The organism is Acrocarpospora catenulata (assembly GCF_018476525.1).
In the GTDB taxonomy this organism is placed as follows: domain Bacteria; phylum Actinomycetota; class Actinomycetes; order Streptosporangiales; family Streptosporangiaceae; genus Acrocarpospora; species Acrocarpospora catenulata.
Genome location: NZ_JAHCST010000018.1, coordinates 81,401 through 96,772 on the forward strand (window position 1 = coordinate 81,401; position 15,372 = coordinate 96,772).

Below are 15,372 nucleotides of genomic sequence, written 5' to 3' on the forward strand. Positions count from 1 at the left end.
GAGGCCAGTTCGCCGCATTCCGCCGCGCCGCCTGGGCTTGCCAAGCTGCATATATCCAGATTTTTGGCGAGATTTGGGGGGCGGGATGGGCGGGCTGCCGTTGCGGGAACGGGTGCCGTTCGGGCGGTGGGGGCCGCTCGGGGTGGCCGTGGATCCGGCCACCTGGCGGGCGGTGCCGTACCTGCTGGGGGGCGTGGCGCTCGGCGTCGGCTACTTCGTCGGGCTGGTGGTGGCGATCTCAGTGTCGGTGACCCTGGTGGTGATCTGGGTCGGGCTGCCGATGCTGGTGCTCACCATCCTGCTCTGGCGCGGGGCGGCCATGCTGGAGCGGCGGCTGGTGGGCTGGTCGTTCGGGGTCGCGGTGCTCAGCCCGTACCGGCCGCGGCCTGAGCGGGGGTTCTGGGCGCACCTGGGGTGGCTCTTCCAGGATCCGGCCACCTGGCGGGACCTGGGTTACCTGCTGCTGCTCCTCCCGCTGAGCCTGGCGGAGTTCACCGTCGTCGTGATGGGGCTGGGGCTCGCGCTGGGGCTGTTCCTGTCACCCGTGCCGATCGTGCTCAGCGGCGAGTGGCTGGAGCTGTGGGGACTGCGGATCGACACCGTGCCCAAGGCCCTGCCGGTCATGCTGCTCGGCCTGGTGCTGCTCGTCCCGGCCCTGTACGCGGTGCGCGGCCTGGCCTGGCTGCACGGCGCCGTGGCGCGGCTGCTGCTCGGCGTGGACGAGACCAGGCTGCTGGCCGCCCGCGCCGACCAGCTGCGGGCGAGCAGGGCCCGCGGGGTGGACGCGGCCGAGGCCGAGCGGCGGCGGATCGAGCGCGACCTGCACGACGGCGCCCAGCAGCGGCTGCTCGCGGTCGCCCTGGACCTGGGCCGGGCCCAGGCCAAGCTGGACGCCGACCCCGAGACGGCCAGGGACCTGCTGGCCAGCGCGCACGCGGGCACCAAGGCGGCCATCGCCGAGATCCGCGACCTGGCCCGGGGCATCTATCCGGCCATCCTCACCGACCGGGGCCTGGACGCGGCGCTGTCCTCGCTGGCCGCGCGGGCGCCGGTCCGGGTGGACGTGACGGTCGAGATCGCCGATCGGCCGCCCGCGGCGGTGGAGAGCATCGCGTACTTCGTGGTCGCCGAGGCGCTGAACAACATGGCCAAGCACTCCGGGGCGAGCCAGGCGCTGGTGCGGGTGCGTCGCGAGGAGGAGACGGTGGTGGTGGAGGTGTCCGACAACGGGGTCGGCGGGGCGGGAGCCGTACCGGGGGGCGGGCTGGCCGGGCTGGCCGACCGGGCCGCCACCATCGACGGGGTCGTCCAGGTGCACAGCCCGCCGGGGGAGGGCACCCGGATCCGCGTGGAACTGCCCTGCAGCTGGTGAGCGCCATAGGGTGGGCCGCATGCGGGTGGTGATCGCCGAGGATTCGGTGCTGCTCAGGGAGGGGCTCACCCGGCTGCTGGCCGACGGGGGCGTGACCACCGTGGCGGCGGTGGGGGACGGGCCCGCGCTGGTCGCGGCCGTGGCCGAGCACGAGCCCGACCTCGCCGTGGTGGACGTGCGCATGCCGCCCTCGCACACCGACGAGGGCCTGCGCGCCGCGCTGGCCGTGCGGGCCGCGCGGCCGGGGTTCCCGATCCTGGTGCTGTCGCAGTACGTCGAGGAGCGGTACGCGACCGAGCTGATCGGCGGGGACGCCTCGGCGGTCGGCTACCTGCTCAAGGAGCGGGTGGCGGACGTGGCCGAGTTCCTGGACGCGGTACGGCGGGTGGCAGCCGGGGGGACGGTCATCGACCCGGACGTGGTCGTCCAGTTGCTCGGGCGGCGCCGGGTGCCGACGGAGCGGCTCACCGGGCGGGAGCGGGAGGTGCTGGGGTTGATGGCGGAAGGGCGGTCTAACGCGGCCGTCGCCGCCCGGCTGGTGATTTCCGAGGGCGCGGTGGAGAAGCACATTTCCGCGATCTTTCTCAAACTGGGGCTGGAGCCGACGCCGGACGATCATCGGCGGGTGCTGGCGGTGCTGGCCTTTCTGGGGCATCCGGCGTGACATGGAGACGCCCCCGCGTCCAGGCCCGGACGCGGGGGCGTTCCCGCTCACGCTATGGGTTTGTCACCGTTGACCGGTGGTGTGAACCGTCAGGCGAGGGTCTATTTCACGTCAACGAACTTGTACGGCGACGCGGACTTGTTGGTCTTGCTGGTGCCGTCGGCCAGGACCCGCCAGTAGCCGTCGTACTTGGGCTTGACGGTCTTGCTGTACTTGCCGGAGGAGTTCGAGCCGATGTAGCCGACGAACTTCCAGGAGCTGGTGCCCTTCTTCTTGAAGTAGAGCTTGAGGATCTTCTTGCTCCAGGCGCTCCAGGAGGTGTAGCCGCGGTAGACCTTGCCGTAGAGCTTGACCGACTTGCCCTTCTTCACCTTGGTCGGCGAGGCGGTCAGCGTGACCTTCGACTTGGCCTTGCCGCTGGAGCCCTTCCTGACCTCGAAGCCCTTCACGAAGGCGTAGGTCTTGCTGCCCCGGGTGATGGTGACCTTGAGCTGCCAGGCCCCGGCGGAGGTGTCGTAGTCCATCGAGGCGGAGTCGTGGTAGGAGTCGTCGGACTCCAGCCCCGTGGTCAGCGAGTAGTAGTCGTCGTCGTCCTTGCTCTCCAGGCGGACGTCGGTGATCTTCTCATCCCCGGCGGCGCCGCCGCGCTCCAGCTTGAAGGCGGCGTAGACGTCGATCTCCTTGCCGGACTTCAGCTGAACCGGGTTGGGGTCGACACTGGCACCGGTCACCCGGGTGGCCTTGGCGACGGCAAAGTCAACGTCGCCGGTGGCGGCGGCGCTGGTCCCACCGTCTGCCGTGACCGTGACCTTGAGCTTCCACTTGCCGCTGTCCGTGGTCGGCTTGTCGGACGACGAGATCGGGACCGAGCCGGTCACCTCGACGCTCGCGGGCGGGCTCGCGTTGGCGGCCAGATCGGCGATGGCGTTGACCGTGGCGGTGTTGCCCGAGCCGCTGGTCGACTCGCCTTCCTTATAGAACACCGCTGCGACCTTGGGCGCCTTGACGCCGACGAAGGGCGGATCATTCAGCGTGAACTTGAAGGGGATCTTGTCGCTCCCGCTCGGGGGAACGAAAGCGTCGGTGAGCGTGATCGTGCCAACGGACGTGGCCGCGATCGCGGGGGAGGTCGCGGTGATGGCCGCACCGCTAGCTATGACCGCTGCCCCCGTTGCGGCAACCAGGATCCGCCGCAGGGTCTTCCTCATGGTGGATGGCCCCTAACATCAGTCAATTGGAGGGAAAGTCGGGCTCGGAGAGCCTAGTGGGGTAGCTGGGACTACGCCACCGAAAGGGTGGAATCTACCTCAAAACGCAAAGGCCCGCACAGACAGGTTTACTGCCTGTGCGAGCCTCTGGTTACTGCTGGTGGCTTCCGGTTACCGTCAGCGCACGTCGACGAACTTGTACGCCGACCACTTACCGGACGTCAACGAGGTCGCGAACGCCCCCACGCGCCAGTAGCCGTCGTACTTGGGCTTGATCGTCTTGGTGTACTTGCCGGAATTGTTCGCCCCGATGTACGTGACGAACTTCCAGGTCTTGGTGCCCTTCTTCTTGAAGTAGAGCTTGAGGATCTTCTTCTTCCAGGGGCCCCAAGAGGTGTAGCCACGGTAGACCGTGCCGTACATCTTGACGGACTTGCCCTTCTTGACCTTGGTCGGGCTCACGGTGAACGTGACCTTCGACTTGGCCTTGGCGGCGGTGCCCTTCTTGACGGTGAAGCCCTTCACGAACGAGTAGGTCTTGCTCCCGCGCGTGATGGTGAAGTTGACCTGCCAGTTCCCCGCCGTGGTCGAGGAGTCCAGCGTCGCGTAGTCGTAGTAGGTCTTGCCGTCGGCCTCCATGCCGGTGCCGAGCGAGTAGTAGTCCGAGTCGCTCTTGCTCTCCAGCCGGACGTCCTTGAGCACCTCGTCGCCGTACTTCTCGATGACGGCGCGCACGCCGACGTCGACCGCGGAACCGGACTTGATGGTCACGGTGCTCGGGTCGATGCTGACGTTGGTCACCCGCGTGGCGGCGGCGACGGTGAAGTCCTTGGCGGACCAGCCGGAGGTCGGCGCGGTGGTGTCCGCGACCTCGGAGAGGACCAGTTCCAGCTTCCACTTGTCGCTGGGAACGTCACTGGACGACACCGGGATGGCGCCCTTGACGATGACCTCGTTGGGGTTGGGCACGGTCGTCACCGCGGCCGGCTGGGTGACCGTCGCGTTGGCGTAGACCACCGGGGTGACCGTGTCGTCCTTGGTGAAACGGGCCCAGACCTTCTTGGCCGGCTGGCCGTTGGTGGCGAACGCATCCGTGAGCTTGACCGAGAAGTCGATCGTGCTGTTGCCGCTGGGCGGCAGGAAGGAGTCCACAAAGGTCGGGTCCCCCAGGGCGGGGGCCGCGTTGGCGGGGGTCGCGGTGATGGCCGCACCGCTGGCGATCAACGCCGCCCCGCTCACGCCTGCAAGGAAGTTCCGCAGGCTTTTCCTCACTGGTTTCCCCTAACTTAGGTGATTTGAGGGTTAAGTTCGGGTTTGGGCATGTGAGCCTACTGGGGCGTTTGATGCGTGGTCCACCCGATCGGTCGGGTTCTCACGGAGTTCCCAGCCTTGTGGGTCCGGCTCGCCTCCGCTCCGCTGAGCTGGGCCGACGCTCCGGCCGTACGGTGGGGAATACCGTTTGGCCGGGGAAGGTTCCAGCATCTGGCACACTGGTACCCGAACCGCAGTGGTTCCGGTTCCCGCCCGCGCCGCTCTCCCCTCCGTGAGGAGACACAGTGTGTTCGCGGCGCAAGCCGTACCAGGCTGGCAGAGGCGACCCGGCGACCGCGCTCCGGAGAGGAAAAAGGTATGAAGCCCGACATTCACCCCGCGTATGTCGTCACCAACGTGACCTGCAGCTGCGGGAACACGTTCACCACGCGGAGCACCGCCACCAGCGGCTCCATCCACGCCGACGTCTGCTCGGCCTGCCACCCGTTCTACACGGGCAAGCAGAAGATCCTGGACACCGGTGGCCGCGTCGCCCGCTTCGAGGCCCGCTTCGGCAAGAAGGCCTCGGGCAAGAAGTAGCTCGTTCCCTGACGCCGGCTCGGAATCGTCCCCCCTCGTCACGAGAGGGCAGGCGAAACCGGGTCGGCGTTCTTGGTGAAACGGGCCACTCTACGAGAAAGGACGCGCGGTGAATCTGGACGAGCTCATCAGCGAGTACGCGGACCTGGAGGTCAAGCTCGCCGACCCCGCCGTGCACGCCGACCAGGCCAAGGCCAAGCAGTACGGCAAGCGGTACTCGACGCTCACCCCCATCGTGGCGACCTACCGCGAGCTGGAGAGTGTGCGCGAGGACATCAAGGCCGCCCGCGAGCTGGCCGGGGAGGACCCGGCCTTCGCCGAGGAGGCCGACGAGCTGGAGAGCCGGATCCCGGCGCTGGAGGAGCGGCTCAAGCACCTGCTGGTGCCCCGCGACCCCAACGACGACAAGGACATCATCATGGAGATCAAGGCGGGTGAGGGCGGCCAGGAGTCGGCCCTGTTCGCCGGCGATCTGCTCCGGATGTACCTGCGTTACGCCGAGCGGGTCGGCTTCAAGACCGAGATCATCGACGCGCAGCACTCCGACCTGGGCGGCTACAAGGACGTCACGGTCGCGATCAAGGCCAGGGACGGCGCCTGGGGGCGGCTCAAGTTCGAGGGCGGGGTGCACCGCGTGCAGCGGGTGCCCGCCACCGAGTCGCAGGGGCGCATCCACACCTCCGCCGCCGGCGTGCTGGTCTATCCGGAGGCCGAGGAGGTCGATGTGCACATCGACCCCAACGACCTGCGCATCGACGTCTACCGCTCCGGCGGCCCCGGCGGGCAGAGCGTGAACACCACCGACTCCGCCGTCCGCATCACCCACCTGCCCACCGGCACCGTGGTCTCCTGCCAGAACGAGAAGAGCCAGCTGCAGAACAAGGAGTCCGCGATGCGGGTGCTCCGGGCCCGGCTCCAGGCGCTGGCCGAGGAGGAGGCCAACGCCGCCGCGATGGCCGAGCGCAAGTCGCAGGTCCGCACCGTGGACCGGTCGGAGCGGGTGCGTACCTACAACTTCCCGGAGAACCGCATCTCCGACCACCGGGTCGGCTTCAAGGCCTACAACCTGGACCAGGTGCTCGACGGAGACCTTGACGCGGTGATCCAGGCCCTGCTCGACGCCGAACTGGCGGAGAAGCTGGCCGCCCACTCGTAACCTCACCCTGATGGACCGATGACCTTCCTGCTGGACGAGATCGCCCTCGCCACCGCCCGGCTCGCCGAGGCCGGTGTGGCCTCGCCGCGCGCCGACGCCGAGGAGATCGCGGCGTTCGTCCACGGGGTCAGCCGGGGGCGGCTGCACACCGTCAAGGACTCCGAGTTCGACGCCCTGTTCTGGGAGGGCATCGCCCGCCGGGAGTCCAGGGAGCCACTCCAGCACATAACCGGCCGGGCATACTTCCGTTACCTGTCGCTGGAGGTCGGGCCCGGGGTGTTCGTGCCCCGGCCGGAGACCGAGGTGGTCGCCGGGTGGGCCATCGACCGGCTCGGCGAGATGGACGTGGCCTCCCCGATCGTGGTGGATCTGGGCACCGGCTCCGGGGCGATCGCGCTGTCCATCGCCCAGGAGGTCGCGCTGGCCCAGGTGCACGCGGTGGAGATCGATCCGGTGGCGTACCAGTGGGCCAAGCGGAACATTCTGGAGCACGGGCAGGGGCGCACCTCGCTCCACCCGGAGGACCTCACCGACTGCCTGCCGGAACTGGACGGCAAGGTCGACCTGGTCATCTCCAACCCGCCGTACATCCCGCCGGGCGCGGTGCCGCGCGACCCCGAGGTGCGCGACTACGACCCCAGCCGCGCCCTGTACGGCTCGGGCGAGGACGGCCTGGACGAGGTGCGCGCGGTGGAGCGCACCGCGCGGCGGCTGCTGCGGCCCGGCGGGCTGGTCGCCGTGGAGCACGCCGACGAGCAGGGCAACGCGGTTTACTGGCTGTTCTCCGAGGAGAACGGGTGGCGGGACGCCAGGCTGCGGCAGGATCTGACCGGGCGGGACCGGTTCGTCACGGCCAAGTTCGGCCAGGAGCAGTTCGTTTAGAGAGGATTCGTCCGATGAGTCGTCGCTATGTGTGCGCCAACGCCGGTGAACGGGCGTCCGGGCTGATCGACGCGGTTTCCGCGGTGCGCGGCGGCGAGCTCGTCGTGCTGCCCACCGACACCGTGTACGGCATCGGCGCCGACGCCTTCACCCATTCCGCGGTGAACGCGCTGCTGGAGGCCAAGGGGCGCGGGCGGGACATGCCGGTGCCGGTCCTGGTGGGAACCGTGCGGGCGGCCAACGCCCTGGTGGAGACCCTGGGCGCGTACGGGCAGGATCTGATCGACGCGTTCTGGCCGGGGCCGCTGACCCTGATCTGCAAGGCCAACCGGTCGCTCTCCTGGGACCTGGGGGAGACCAAGGGCACGGTGGCCGTGCGCATGCCGCTGCACTCGGTGGCGCTGGACCTGCTCAAGGAGACCGGGCCGATGGCCGTCTCCAGCGCCAACCGGTCCGGCGCGGCGCCCGCCACCACCGCCGCCGACGCCGAGGCCCAGCTCGGCGAGTCGGTCGCGGTCTACCTGGACGCCGGGCCGTGCACCGACAACGTGCCCTCCACGATCCTGGATCTCACCACGGCGATCCCGCGGGTGCTCCGCCAGGGGGCGATCCCCGCCGACAAGCTCAAGGGCGTTGTGGGCTATCTGGCGACCGACTGAGGCCGGCGGGCGATTCATGCCTTCTGGCTATCGCCCAGGCGTACGCCTTCTGCCGCGATTACCGTGATCTGAGGTAACGCGCCCGGCCGCTACGCGCCGCAGCCAGCGCGACCATTGACGCTGACTTCATCACGGAGTGTGCTCATGGCGAAGCTGGACGGGATGGATCCCAAGCTGGTCAGGGAACTGCTCGCCGAGGTGACTCGGGCGGGGCGGCAGATGGAGACCGTCGAGGCCAAGGTCAGTCAGTTCACCCGTACGGCCGGGGTCGCGATCCGGGTCACCCATCGGCCCTCGCAGGTCGCCGACGCCGGGGCCGTGATGGTCAAGGACGTCGGCGCGCGGCTGGAGCTCCTGGAAAAGCGCGAGAAGCAGGATCCGCCCCGCTCTCCGGGGACCAAGCCCGCCGACGACCCGTCCGCCAACGACACCACCGTTCCCCGCGACGATCCCAAGCCCGCCGAGGACCCCAAGAAGCCCGACAGCCCGGCCAGCGGCTCTGGCGACAAGCCCGGTGCCAAGGAGTCCGACCGTCCGGAATCCAACAGCGACGGCGAGAAGCCCCACAAGCCCGACTCCAAGGACGACACCGACAAGCCCACCAAGGGCGAGTCCGAGAAGCCGGACAACGACAAGCCACCTACCAAGGGCGAGTCCGAGAAGCCCGAGGCCGACAAACCGCCCACCAAGGGCGAGTCCGAGAAGCCCGAGGCCGACAAACCACCCACCAAGGGCGAGTCCGAGAAGCCCGAGGCCGACAAACCGCCCACCAAGGGTGAGACCGAGAAGCCCGAGGCCGACAAACCACCCACCAAGGGTGAGACCGAGAAGCCTGAGGGCGACAAACCGCCGTCCAAGGGTGAGACGGAGAAGCCGCCGTCGAAGGGTGAGGGCGAGGTTCCGCCGTCGGACTGCGACGACAGGAAGTCCGGTGGCGACGGGGTGGTGGACACTCCGCGCAAGGATCACCCGGACGACATGGACCAGACCAAGGGGCGGCAGGTCGTCATCGTCGACGGGGTCAAGGTCGTCACCACCCCGCTCAACCAGCCATCCGATGAATACCTGGCCTGGCTGGACCGCCACATGGACCAGGTCGCGCCCGTGGACGCCCCGACCCTCGACGGCGACGGGATCAGGATCGTCCAACCGGACGGCGGCGGCGCCCACCCCAGCGGCCCGGCGGGCATGGTCCAGCCCACCGAACCCACCGTCCCCGCCGACCCGCCCAAGCCCGGCCTGGCCCCAGGTGACCCGGAGGGCGCCTACATCGGCACCCCCGAGGACAATCTCACCGAGGACCCCGCCGCGGGCTCCAGGCCCACTGTGGACCCCGCCAGGCTGTCTCCAGGGGACCAGGGCGGCGCCGGCATCGGCACTCCCGGGGACAACCTCATCCAGGAGCCCCCGGCGAGTTCCGTCCCCGCCGACAACCCCGTCCAGTCGCCGGACGTGGTCGGCCCCACCACCCCCGCCGGCGATTCCATCCCCATCGAGGGCGGCCAACTCCCGGACACCTCAACCGGAACCGGAAACGCCAACCCGATCGCCGACAACCCGGGAGACACCTCCACGGGGAACCAGCCCGAGTCCAACGACAACCGGTCCAACGACCAGTCCAGGAACCCCGACGCAGGCGGAAATCCTCCGACGTCTCCCGACAACGGCCGCGACCAAGGCGATTGCAACCGACCGGCGGGCGGCGGCACGGACACCGGTCGCGAAGGAAACGAGAGCAACAGCGGCAACGGCAGCAATACCGGCAACGACGGCAAACCCCCGACGAAGAGCGGATCCGAGTCCGGAAACGGTTACACCACGATCGACCCCCGCACGCTCGCCGAACGCCAGCCCGGCGACGTGATCTACACCCAGACCGGCCAGCCAAGCGACGAGGCCCTCCGCGCGCTGATCCAACTCCACGAGGACGTCGCCCCCGCCGACATGCCCTCCGTGACCAGCGGTTCCGCCGAGCAAACCGGATGGGCCGACCTGGGCGACACGATCATCCCCCAGTCCGGGGCGATCGACCCCAAGGCACTGGCGGCGCAGCAGCCGGGTGACGTGCTGTCCGCCCCCGCCAGCCCGATCAGCGACGAGGCACTCCGCGCGCTGATCCAGCTCCACGACCAGGCCGAGCCGATGGACATGCCCGCGGTCTCGGTCCCGGAGGGGCAGTGGGGCACCGGGGAGTGGGTGGCCATGGACATCCGGCCGGACGGCCCGGCGGGCAGCGTTCCGCCGGACGACCAGCCCGAGCGGGCGTAGGGGTGAGGTCCGTGAGTAGTGAGGAGAGGCAAGCGTGACGTACGTCGACCCCCCGGCGCCGCGGCCGTTGCAGCCGGGCGAGCGCCCGCCCGCCCCGACCGGCGCCGACCTGCTGGAGCCGGGCGGACAGGCCACCACCTGGGTCTTCAATCCGGAGTACCAGCGCCTGGTGGACCTCTGGTTCGCGGTGCTCCCGCTGATGGAGGAACTCACCAAATCGCTCGACAAGCCGTACCAGATGGCCAGGAGCACCGACGTCTGGGACGCGCCGGTGGCCAAGCGGTACGTGCAGGACATCGGCGAGTGGCGCAACCGCCTCGGCCTCTACCGCCAGGCGGTGCTGACCGCGATCAGCGACGAGGCCGCGGACACCCCCCGCTGGGTGCCCAGCAAGGCGGGCGCCCCGCACGCCTACTCCTAGCCCTCGATGACCGTCATTGGTGGCCGGAATGGTGATTTAGACCTGACCAATTCGGTGGGGTACAGCGGGCCCGGCGGCCCCGTGCGCTAGCGTCGGGCTTCACCGGTACGCGCGTCCGACCGCCGTCAGCGCCGAAAAACGCGACTGTTTCGTCGGAGTCTGTGTCGTTATACCGTCACAACTGGTCCTTCGATCCGGGAAACTAGGTCCGTGCGGGAATACTTCCTTGTGGCGCTTGTTACCGCCGTGGTCACCTACCTGTTGGTGCCCCCAGTCCGGGCCTTCGCGCTCCGCATCGGTGCGGCCCCGGAGGTCAGGGAACGCGACGTGCACAAGGTGCCGACCCCGCGCCTGGGCGGCCTGGCGATGTTCGGCGGCATGGCCGCGGGACTGCTGGTGGCCACCAACCTGCCCTGGGTGGGCGGCGCGCTCGGCCAGCAGTCGGGCCAGACCGCGCTGGCCCTGCTCGCGGCCGGCGGCCTGATCGTGCTGACCGGCTTCCTGGACGACTGGCTGGGCATGGACGCGCTGGTCAAGCTGGGTGGCCAGATCGCGGCCGGCGGCCTGCTGGTCTACTTCGGGGTGACCCTGCGCTACCTGCCGCTGCCCTCCGGCATGGGCGGCGAGCTGGCCCTGGACACCAACCTCCAGGTGGTCATCACCATCATGATCGTGGTGGTCACCATCAACGCGGTGAACTTCGTCGACGGCCTGGACGGCCTGGCCGCCGGCATCGTCGGCATCGCCGCGCTGGCCACCCTGGTCTACTCGATGGTGCTCTCGCAGAGCCTCCAGGCCACCCGCATCAACCTGACCGCCGTGGTGGCCTCGCTGCTGATCGGCATGTGCCTGGGCTTCCTGCCGCACAACTTCAACCCCGCCAAGATCTTCATGGGCGACACCGGCGCCATGCTGATCGGCCTGATCCTGGCCACCTCGCTGGTCACCATCATCTCCTCGGTGCCCAGCGCCGCGCTTCAGGTCAACCGGTTCCCGCTGCTGCTGCCGGTGCTGCTGCCGGTGGCGGTGCTGGTGCTGCCGCTGACCGACCTGATCATGGCGGTGGTCCGCCGCACCTCGGCGGGCCTGTCGCCGTTCGCCCCGGACCGGGGCCACCTGCACCACCGGCTGCTGGACATCGGCCACTCGCACCGCCGCAGCGTGCTGATCATGTACGCCTGGACCTTCCTGTTCGCCTTCTTCATCGTCGGCCTGTCGGTGGAGGGTGTGCCGGTCCTGATCTTCCCGCTCACCATCGCGGCCGGTATCGCCGTCCTGGTCCTGCTCTCCCGGCAGCGCTGGCGGAACACCGGCCGGGGCGGCCCCACCCAGCCCAAGCACCGCATGCCCCCAGAGGGCCCCGACTCGGACGGTTCGCACCCCGGTACGGCCGCCGCCACCGCCAAGCCCACCCCTCGGGCCACGGCGACAACCGGGTGAAATGTGACGTAATGGCAGGTAAAAGCTGGGCCTGCGGAGCTTGTGATAGCTTTCACTAGCAGGAACCCCTAACTTGGGGGAAGCAATCGCTCGGTTGACAACTGGCTTTGGAGTCGTGATGCAGGCCAACGACGTGCGCGTGCTCAAAGGCGCCGCCGTGCCCACACTTCTCGTCGGGCTGGCCGCCATCGTGGTGGCCGCCATCCTGGCGGGGCTCCCCGGAGCGTACGGCGCCATGATCGGCCTCGCCGTGGTCGTCGTATTTTTTACCGTCGGCTTGGTGGCCGTGGCCTACGCAGGCCGGGTCTCCCCGATGATGATGATGACCGCCGCCGTGATCAGCTACTTGGTCAAAGTTTTGCTGCTCATGGTGCTGCTGAAAACCTTCGAGACCGCCACCGCCTTCGAGCCCCGCGCCTTCGGCTGGGCCGCGATCATCGGCACTGTCGTGTGGACCGCGGGCGAAATGCGGGGATTCATGAAGCTCAAGCTGCTCTACGCCGATCCGGATGTGAAAGTCCCGGGTTCAGATGGCGCGTGAAATGACGACGGCGCGCGGTGTTACCCGGCCCGATATGACTAGTCCTCCCCTCGCCTGCTATCGTCGGCCCCGCGATGAGCGAAAGGAAACTCCGGCCCGAGGACGACGGCCGCGACTTCGCCGACGCCGCCTGGTCGATTCCCAGCTACTTGCTCTCCGGGATCATCCTGTACGGCGGAGCGGGCTGGTTGCTGAGCCGTTGGACGGGCGTGGTCGCGTTCACGCCCATCGGCCTGATCCTCGGAGTGGTGCTCGCCATCTACCTGGTCTACCGCAAGTACGGCAGCTAGCCGCTGGCAGTCCCGCCCGCGAAGCCCCCTTGACCGCCCTTTTGACGATCCACTATTTCGCTGACCACTGTCACGCTGAAGGGAACGCCGCGTGAGTACGCTGACGGTCCTCGCTGCCGGAACCTCCGGGGCCGACGGGGATGTGTTCACCCCACCCGGCCTTGAGCTCTTCAACATCCCGCCGATCATCCCCGGGGTCCCCTGGTTCACCAAGCCGGTGCTGCTCGCCCTGCTGAGCACGCTGATCGTGGTGGTCTTCTGCTGGAGCGCGTTCGCCAAGCCCAAGCTGGTCCCGCGCGGGGTGCAGAACGTGGCCGAGTACGGCTACATGTTCGTCCGCGACCAGGTCGCCCGGCCGTTCCTCGGCAAGGACACCGACCGCTGGATGGGGCTGCTGCTCAGCATCTTCCTGATGGTCTGGGTGTGGAACCTGATGGGCGTCTTCCCGCTGGTCCAGTTCCCGGTCGCCTCGCACATCGCGTTCCCCGTCGTGCTGGCCGGCTCGATCTACATCCTGAAGATCTACCTGGGCATCAAGCACCAGGGCCCGATCGGCTACTTCAAGAACATGATGTTCCCCCCGGGCCTGCCCAAGGCGATCTACGTGCTGCTGGCCCCCATCGAGTTCCTGTCCAACCTGATCATCGCGCCGTTCACGCACGCGGTCCGGCTCTTCGCGAACATGTTCGCCGGCCACATCATCCTGGCCTTCTTCAGCCTGGTCGGTTTCTGGTTCCTGTTCGAGAAGCTCACCCCGCTGGGCGCGCCGCTCGGCGTCGTCGGTGTGGCGATGACGATTGCGATGACCGGGTTCGAGATGTTCATCCAGTTCCTGCAGGCGTTCCTGTTCGCCATGCTCGCCGCGATGTACATCGGCAACTCGCTGCACGCCGAACACTAGGCGCGCACCCCCGAAGCATCAGGCACCACCAAGTTTTCAGATTTCCCGATTGTCCAGACCGGTGACCAGGGTGGCTCACCGGCCCGTCAAGTAAAGGAAAAGCACATGAGCGTCCTCGCTGAGGTCTCCGGCTCCCTCGGTTCCATCGGCTACGGCCTCGCGGCCATCGGCCCCGGCATCGGCGTCGGCATCATCTTCGGCCAGGGTGTGCAGGCCATCGCCCGCCAGCCCGAGGCGTACGGCCTGATCCGCCAGAACATGCTGCTGGGCTTCGTGCTCACCGAGGCGCTGGCCCTGATCGGTCTGGTCGCGCCGTTCATGTTCGGCGTATGACGAACGAACCTCTCTGACGGAAGGCTGCGTACATGAAACTGGCAGCTGCGCTCCTCGCGGAGGAGGCCAGCAACCCACTTATGCCGCACACCTACGAGTTGGTCGTCGGCATCTTCTCGTTCGCGGTCGTCGTGTTCTTCGTCGGCCGCATCCTCACCCCCCGCATCCAGAAGACGCTGGCGGAGCGGACCGAGGCCATCGAAGGCGGCATCAAGAAGGCCGAGGACGCCCAGGCCGAGGCCCAGGCCGTCCTCAAGCAGTACCGCGACCAGCTCCAGGAGGCCCGTCAGGAAGCCGCCCGGCTCCGTGACGAGGCCCGTGAGCAGGGCGCGCGCATCAAGGCCGAGCTCCGCGAGGAGGCGCAGGTCGAGGCGCGCCGCATCATCGAGGCGGCGCACGCCCAGATCGAGGCGGACAAGCAGCAGGCCCTGACCCAGCTGCGCGCCGAGATCGGCCGGCTCTCCACCGACCTGGCCGGGCGCATCGTGGGCGAGTCCCTGGAAGACGAGGCCCGGCAGCGCCGGATCGTGGACCGGTTCCTTGAGGAGCTGGAGAACTCCGACGCGGCGGTCCGGTGATGCGTGGTCTGAGCAGGACTTCCCTGGCCGAGGTCGAGGAGCGGTTCAACAGCGTCGCCGGGTCCGCGGAGCTGGGCACGCTGGCTGACGAGCTCTTCGCGGTGGCCGACCTGTTCGACCGTGAGCACGGCCTGCGCCGCTCGCTCTCCGACCCGTCCCGTCCGGCCGAGCAGAAGGCCCAGGCCGTCCAGTTCCTGCTGGAGGGCAAGGTGAGCACGGCGGCGCTGGAGAGCACGGTCGCCGTGGTCTCGGCCAAGTGGTCGCAGTCCGGTGACATGGCCGACGCGGTGGAGCGGCTCGGCGTGATCGCCGCCGCCTCCGAGGCGGAGAGCCAGCACCGGCTGGACGACGTGGAGGACGAGCTGTTCCGGTTCGGTCGCATCCTGGCGGCCAACCCGGAGCTCCGCCGCGTCCTGGCCGACCCGGCCAAGCCCGGCAAGGATCAGCTGCTCCACGCCCTGCTGGACGACAAGGTCGCGCCCACCACGCTCCGGCTGCTCGTGCATCTCGCCGTGCACCCCCGGGGACGTAATCTGGAGCTGGGCCTGGAGGAGTTCGGCCGCCTGATCGCGTTGCAGCGGCAGCGCCTGGTGGCCGTGGTCAGCAGCGCGGTGCCGCTGTCGGAGGCGCAGAAGCAGCGGCTCGCGGCCTGGCTGCGGGCGACCTACGGGCGTGACGTCCACCTGAACGTGGAGGTGGACCCCAAGGTGCTCGGTGGGTTCTCGGTCAGAATCGGGGACGAGATCATCGATACCACCATCGCTGGACGTATTGAAGAAGTCCGCCGCCGGTTGGCCGGCTAGGCGTA

General features: G+C 68.8%; 17 protein-coding genes. 15 read left to right on the forward strand and 2 right to left on the reverse strand.

The genetic code is table 11. The features are described from left to right. Nucleotides 1-85: 85 nt before the first annotated feature. Together KIP79_RS20530 and KIP79_RS20535 are read left to right on the forward strand one after the other, a co-directional pair. Entirely contained in the window at nucleotides 86-1,372 is a 1,287-nt protein-coding gene (locus KIP79_RS20530) for a sensor histidine kinase (protein WP_214106485.1), read from the forward strand. A 19-nt stretch (nucleotides 1,373-1,391) separates the two neighbouring features. Further along, nucleotides 1,392-2,036 carry a response regulator gene (locus tag KIP79_RS20535; RefSeq protein ID WP_214106486.1) on the forward strand — a complete coding sequence of 215 codons (645 nt, stop codon included), beginning with the start codon at nucleotides 1,392-1,394 and terminating at the stop codon, nucleotides 2,034-2,036. Between the two features lie 101 nt (nucleotides 2,037-2,137). Here KIP79_RS20535 and KIP79_RS20540 read toward each other — a convergent pair whose 3' ends face one another. Together KIP79_RS20540 and KIP79_RS20545 are read right to left on the reverse strand one after the other, a co-directional pair. Further along, nucleotides 2,138-3,244 carry a hypothetical protein gene (locus KIP79_RS20540; protein WP_214106487.1) on the reverse strand — a complete coding sequence of 369 codons (1,107 nt, stop codon included), beginning with the start codon at nucleotides 3,242-3,244 and terminating at the stop codon, nucleotides 2,138-2,140. 177 nt (nucleotides 3,245-3,421) lie between these two features. Then, nucleotides 3,422-4,516, reverse strand: coding sequence for a hypothetical protein (locus KIP79_RS20545; RefSeq protein ID WP_214106488.1), 1,095 nt, complete (start codon nucleotides 4,514-4,516; stop codon nucleotides 3,422-3,424). A 357-nt stretch (nucleotides 4,517-4,873) separates the two neighbouring features. On the opposite strand from KIP79_RS20545, the gene rpmE reads away from it, so the two are divergent. From rpmE to KIP79_RS20610, 13 genes are all read left to right on the forward strand, one after another. Continuing rightward, nucleotides 4,874-5,095 carry a 50S ribosomal protein L31 gene (gene rpmE / locus KIP79_RS20550; RefSeq protein ID WP_214106489.1) on the forward strand — a complete coding sequence of 74 codons (222 nt, stop codon included), beginning with the start codon at nucleotides 4,874-4,876 and terminating at the stop codon, nucleotides 5,093-5,095. A gap of 109 nt (nucleotides 5,096-5,204) precedes the next feature. Further along, nucleotides 5,205-6,251, forward strand: coding sequence for a peptide chain release factor 1 (prfA, locus tag KIP79_RS20555; RefSeq protein ID WP_214106490.1), 1,047 nt, complete (start codon nucleotides 5,205-5,207; stop codon nucleotides 6,249-6,251). A gap of 18 nt (nucleotides 6,252-6,269) precedes the next feature. Further along, a complete protein-coding gene (gene prmC / locus KIP79_RS20560; RefSeq protein ID WP_214106491.1) occupies nucleotides 6,270-7,133 on the forward strand; it encodes a peptide chain release factor N(5)-glutamine methyltransferase in 864 nt (287 codons plus the stop codon). A 14-nt stretch (nucleotides 7,134-7,147) separates the two neighbouring features. Then, nucleotides 7,148-7,792, forward strand: coding sequence for an L-threonylcarbamoyladenylate synthase (locus tag KIP79_RS20565; RefSeq protein ID WP_214106492.1), 645 nt, complete (start codon nucleotides 7,148-7,150; stop codon nucleotides 7,790-7,792). Nucleotides 7,793-7,936: 144 nt separating this feature from the next. Further along, on the forward strand, nucleotides 7,937-10,060 hold the full coding sequence (locus KIP79_RS20570) for a hypothetical protein (protein WP_214106493.1): 2,124 nt from the start codon (nucleotides 7,937-7,939) through the stop codon (nucleotides 10,058-10,060). Between the two features lie 34 nt (nucleotides 10,061-10,094). Beyond that, a complete protein-coding gene (locus KIP79_RS20575; protein WP_214106494.1) occupies nucleotides 10,095-10,481 on the forward strand; it encodes a hypothetical protein in 387 nt (128 codons plus the stop codon). Between the two features lie 210 nt (nucleotides 10,482-10,691). Continuing rightward, nucleotides 10,692-11,921 carry a glycosyltransferase family 4 protein gene (locus tag KIP79_RS20580; RefSeq protein WP_214106495.1) on the forward strand — a complete coding sequence of 410 codons (1,230 nt, stop codon included), beginning with the start codon at nucleotides 10,692-10,694 and terminating at the stop codon, nucleotides 11,919-11,921. Between the two features lie 118 nt (nucleotides 11,922-12,039). Next, nucleotides 12,040-12,462 carry a Cg1360 family ATP-synthase-associated protein gene (locus KIP79_RS20585; RefSeq protein WP_214106496.1) on the forward strand — a complete coding sequence of 141 codons (423 nt, stop codon included), beginning with the start codon at nucleotides 12,040-12,042 and terminating at the stop codon, nucleotides 12,460-12,462. A 74-nt stretch (nucleotides 12,463-12,536) separates the two neighbouring features. Beyond that, the gene (locus KIP79_RS20590; RefSeq protein WP_214106497.1) at nucleotides 12,537-12,752 is read left to right on the forward strand and encodes an AtpZ/AtpI family protein; all 216 of its coding nucleotides are present in this window, start codon (nucleotides 12,537-12,539) and stop codon (nucleotides 12,750-12,752) included. Nucleotides 12,753-12,843: 91 nt separating this feature from the next. Continuing rightward, complete coding sequence (atpB, locus tag KIP79_RS20595; protein ID WP_214106498.1) at nucleotides 12,844-13,653, forward strand: F0F1 ATP synthase subunit A; 810 nt, start codon at nucleotides 12,844-12,846, stop codon at nucleotides 13,651-13,653. A gap of 105 nt (nucleotides 13,654-13,758) precedes the next feature. Beyond that, nucleotides 13,759-13,986: an ATP synthase F0 subunit C gene (gene atpE / locus KIP79_RS20600; RefSeq protein ID WP_214106499.1), complete on the forward strand. Its 228-nt coding sequence runs from the start codon at nucleotides 13,759-13,761 to the stop codon at nucleotides 13,984-13,986. Nucleotides 13,987-14,018: 32 nt separating this feature from the next. Further along, entirely contained in the window at nucleotides 14,019-14,564 is a 546-nt protein-coding gene (locus KIP79_RS20605; protein ID WP_214106500.1) for a F0F1 ATP synthase subunit B, read from the forward strand. Then, complete coding sequence (locus KIP79_RS20610; RefSeq protein ID WP_214106501.1) at nucleotides 14,564-15,367, forward strand: F0F1 ATP synthase subunit delta; 804 nt, start codon at nucleotides 14,564-14,566, stop codon at nucleotides 15,365-15,367. The genes KIP79_RS20605 and KIP79_RS20610 overlap by 1 nt, the downstream gene beginning before the upstream one ends. The last annotated feature ends 5 nt before the right edge of the window (nucleotides 15,368-15,372 follow it).

What these genes read in the sequence shown, in the direction of transcription:
- KIP79_RS20530 (WP_214106485.1), top strand. Translation starts at nt 86, where the DNA reads ATGGGCGGGCTGCCGTTGCGGGAACGGGTGCCGTTCGGGCGGTGGGGG.
- KIP79_RS20535 (WP_214106486.1), top strand. Translation starts at nt 1,392, where the DNA reads ATGCGGGTGGTGATCGCCGAGGATTCGGTGCTGCTCAGGGAGGGGCTC.
- KIP79_RS20540 (WP_214106487.1), bottom strand. Translation starts at nt 3,244, where the DNA reads ATGAGGAAGACCCTGCGGCGGATCCTGGTTGCCGCAACGGGGGCAGCG.
- rpmE (WP_214106489.1), top strand. Translation starts at nt 4,874, where the DNA reads ATGAAGCCCGACATTCACCCCGCGTATGTCGTCACCAACGTGACCTGC.
- prmC (WP_214106491.1), top strand. Translation starts at nt 6,270, where the DNA reads ATGACCTTCCTGCTGGACGAGATCGCCCTCGCCACCGCCCGGCTCGCC.
- KIP79_RS20565 (WP_214106492.1), top strand. Translation starts at nt 7,148, where the DNA reads ATGAGTCGTCGCTATGTGTGCGCCAACGCCGGTGAACGGGCGTCCGGG.
- KIP79_RS20570 (WP_214106493.1), top strand. Translation starts at nt 7,937, where the DNA reads ATGGCGAAGCTGGACGGGATGGATCCCAAGCTGGTCAGGGAACTGCTC.
- KIP79_RS20585 (WP_214106496.1), top strand. Translation starts at nt 12,040, where the DNA reads ATGCAGGCCAACGACGTGCGCGTGCTCAAAGGCGCCGCCGTGCCCACA.
- KIP79_RS20590 (WP_214106497.1), top strand. Translation starts at nt 12,537, where the DNA reads ATGAGCGAAAGGAAACTCCGGCCCGAGGACGACGGCCGCGACTTCGCC.
- atpE (WP_214106499.1), top strand. Translation starts at nt 13,759, where the DNA reads ATGAGCGTCCTCGCTGAGGTCTCCGGCTCCCTCGGTTCCATCGGCTAC.
- KIP79_RS20605 (WP_214106500.1), top strand. Translation starts at nt 14,019, where the DNA reads ATGAAACTGGCAGCTGCGCTCCTCGCGGAGGAGGCCAGCAACCCACTT.
- KIP79_RS20610 (WP_214106501.1), top strand. Translation starts at nt 14,564, where the DNA reads ATGCGTGGTCTGAGCAGGACTTCCCTGGCCGAGGTCGAGGAGCGGTTC.